Origin of the sequence: Aestuariivirga sp. (genome assembly GCF_020252395.1) — a bacterium.
Taxonomy (GTDB): Bacteria; Pseudomonadota; Alphaproteobacteria; order Rhizobiales; family Aestuariivirgaceae; genus Aestuariivirga.
The window spans coordinates 1-3,076 of the sequence record NZ_JADCDB010000035.1 but is presented as its reverse complement, the minus strand read 5'-3'; the positions used below and the strand labels follow the sequence as shown (position 1 = coordinate 3,076).

The window sequence follows — 3,076 nt, the reverse complement described above, 5'->3', positions numbered from 1 at the left end:
GATCCGCGACGGGCTCGGCCTGCGATGGTCCTTCATGGGTCCCTTCGAGACGATCGAACTCAATGCCCCGGGCGGCATCCCCGATTATGCCGGCCGCTACGCCGCCTCGCTCGACGCGATGGTGAAGCAGTCGGAAGGTCGACCCGCCTTCACAAAGGCCGCCACGGACGCCGTCATGGCCGAATGGCCCGAGCCGCAGACGCCGGAACGGATCAAGCGGGTGAGCAACTGGCGAGACAGGCGGCTGGCCGCGCTGAAGGCCCACAAGCGCGCAGCCACCCGCAAGCCGACATGAGCGCAGGAGACCCGCCGATGTCCAGAAACCGCAAGGTGATGATCACCTGCGCCGTCACGGGCGCGATCCATACTCCCTCGATGTCACCGTATCTGCCGATTACCGCGAGCGAGATCGCCGACGCGGCCGTCGGCGCCGCCGAGGCCGGAGCGGCGCTGGTGCACGTGCATGCGCGCGATCCAGTCACGGGACGGCCGGACCAGTCCCCCGAAGCTTTCGAGCCGTTTCTGAAGGTCATCAAGCAACGCTGTTCGGCGGTGATCAACATCACCACGGGCGGCGCGCCCACCATGACGGTGGAGGAGCGGCTCAAGCCCTGCGCGGTGTTCAAGCCGGAGGTCGCCTCGCTCAACATGGGGTCGATGAATTTCGGGCTCTACCCGATGCTGAGCCGCTTCAAGGAGTTCAGGCACGACTGGGAGAAGCCGTATCTCGAAGGCTCGCACGACCGGATCTTCAAGAACACCTTCAGGGACATCGAGAACATCCTGACCACCTGCGCCGGCAACGGCACCCGATTTGAGATCGAGTGCTACGACATCGGGCATCTCTATACGCTCGCGCACTTTGCCGAACGCGGGCTCGTCAAGCCGCCCTTCTTCATCCAGTCGGTGTTCGGCATCCTCGGGGGCATCGGGCCGCATCCTGAAGATGTCGCGCACATGAAGCGGACGGCTGACCGGCTGTTCGGCCAGGATTACCAGTGGTCGGTGCTCGGCGCCGGGCGCCACCAACTCGCCATCGCCGCGCAGGCGGTGTCGATGGGCGGCAACCTGCGCGTCGGGCTCGAGGACTCGCTATGGCTCGGACCGGGCCAACTGGCGAAGTCCAACGCCGACCAGGTGCGCGCCGCCCGCCAGATCGTCGAGGCGATGGGCCTGGAGATCGCCACGCCGGAGGATGCGCGGGCGATGCTCCAGCTCAAGGGCGCCGACAAGGTGAACTTCTAACCGAGACGCTCGCGCGGCGAACGATGACCGTCAGAAGCCCACTCTCGAAGTCGCAGGCCAACGAACCTTCGCAGTACCGCTCCATACGAACACACATCGTCAGAAGCTGTCGTAGCTGCGGCACGGCCGCCGATGAGATCTCAACATGGTCGGTGCGGCGGCATCCTGCGTGCACTGTCAAGTCAACCGGCCCGCGCGCATGGTTCGGGCTGACGATCCTCGCCGGCAGGCCGCCATGACCGCATCCTGCCACGACTGCAGTCCAGCGTTGCCATGCTTGGTTTTCGCTTCAGTCAGGCCGGTGATTCCGCTCCGGACGAGGCGCCGAACGGGTCGTTGAGCGAGGCCGCTGGAGGCGTGAACCAGCGCGGCCCGTCGGCGGTCATGAAGACGTGGTCTTCGAGCCGCACCCCGAAGGCGCCATAGATGCAGATCATAGGCTCGATTGAGAAGGTCATGCCTTCTGCAAGTGGAGTGTCATCGCCGCGCACGATGTATGGCGCTTCGTGGACATCGAGGCCGATCCCGTGTCCTGTCCGATGTGGCAGACCCGGCGTTGCATAACCCGGCCCGAAGCCTGCAGCCTCGATCACGGAGCGGGCCGCATCATCGAGAGCGGCGCTCCGCGTTCCGAGTCGGGCCGCGGCGAATGCCGCAATCTGGGCCGCCTTCTCCAGCTCCCACACGGCCCGCTGGCGAGCAGTGGGCTGGCCAAACACGTAAGTGCGGGTCAGGTCGGAGACATAGCCGTCGACCGGTGCCCCGACATCCACCAGCACCATGTCGCCGGGCTTCAAGGTCTGGGGATAGGGAACGCCGTGCGGATAGGCCGTCGCCTCGCCGAACAGGACGCTGTTGAAAGCCGGCGGTCCCTCCGCGCCGAGCCGCTGGTGGGCGGCCACGATGAACTGTTGGACTTCCGTCGTGGTGATCCCCTCGCGCAGGACGCGGGCGGCCGCCTTCTGCGCGGCAAGGGTAATCGTCATGGCGGTTTGCATCAGCGCGATTTCCGCCGGCGACTTGCGCAGTCGGCAGGCTGTCGTCACCGGTCCCGCGCTGACGAGTTCGAAACGTGGACCTGCCCGCCTGAGCCGATCCACCGTGGCAAAGGGCGTCGCCTCGTCAAGGGCAAGCGGCCCACCCACGATCCCGCGTTCCGCGAGAGTGGCGACCACGAGGGCAGCGGGATCCTCATGCTCGTCCCATGCGGCGACTGGTCCATCGATGCTCATCATGGTGCGCAGCTTCTCGACCTCGAAGGCCGGGCTGACATAGATCGGGTCGCCATCGGCCAGCAGGATCACGCCATGGAGGCGTTCACTGCGGTTGAGCCTGATGCCGGTGAAGTAGGTGAGGCTGGTCGAGACGTCGAGCCACAGCGCGGGTAGCCCTTGCTCGCGCATCAGATATCGGGCGCGCGCCAGACGCTGGCGGCGTTCTTCAACGCCTATGGGCAGCGCGTTGCCGCGGAGCGACGCCATTGCGTTCAGCTCCGCCTCCGGTGTCGAATCGCCCACTCCGATTGCCATCGTTGCTCCCCGCTCCGTAAGCTAGCCAGCCTAGCCGAGGCGTCCGCTTTGCTAAAGTTTCGCAAATCGTTAGCCGAAATCACGAACCAACCGCGTGACATCGCCGACGATGATTCCGCGCTTTACTCACGATAGTTCGGTAAAGGTGGTTTTGCGTCCCCGCAACCACCGCGGGGTTCCGACATCATCACGACCTTCGGGGGTCAATGTGGTCGATCGGGCGTGGCGGATGATGCAGGTCATTTCGGCACTGGACCGGGAAGGCTAGAAACCGACATGACCAAACCGGTTCATCCCTTGCG

The 3,076-nt window shown here is 65.3% G+C and carries 3 protein-coding genes and 1 pseudogene; 2 read left to right on the top strand and 2 right to left on the bottom strand.

Going from position 1 to position 3,076, the window contains the following annotated elements; all coding sequences use genetic code 11:
* Nucleotides 1-295, top strand: a pseudogene (locus tag IOC82_RS15450) (3-hydroxyacyl-CoA dehydrogenase); the annotation flags it as partial.
* Nucleotides 296-312: 17 nt separating this feature from the next.
* Nucleotides 313-1,245: a 3-keto-5-aminohexanoate cleavage protein gene (locus IOC82_RS15445; protein ID WP_290547101.1), complete on the top strand. Its 933-nt coding sequence runs from the start codon at nucleotides 313-315 to the stop codon at nucleotides 1,243-1,245.
* Here the strand turns inward: IOC82_RS15445 and IOC82_RS17195 are convergent.
* Entirely contained in the window at nucleotides 1,217-1,420 is a 204-nt protein-coding gene (locus IOC82_RS17195) for a DUF6508 domain-containing protein (protein ID WP_366935690.1), read from the bottom strand. The two genes, IOC82_RS15445 and IOC82_RS17195, sit on opposite strands and share 29 nt — an antisense overlap.
* A gap of 118 nt (nucleotides 1,421-1,538) precedes the next feature.
* Nucleotides 1,539-2,774 carry a Xaa-Pro peptidase family protein gene (locus IOC82_RS15440; RefSeq protein ID WP_290547100.1) on the bottom strand — a complete coding sequence of 412 codons (1,236 nt, stop codon included), beginning with the start codon at nucleotides 2,772-2,774 and terminating at the stop codon, nucleotides 1,539-1,541.
* Nucleotides 2,775-3,076 lie beyond the last annotated feature (302 nt).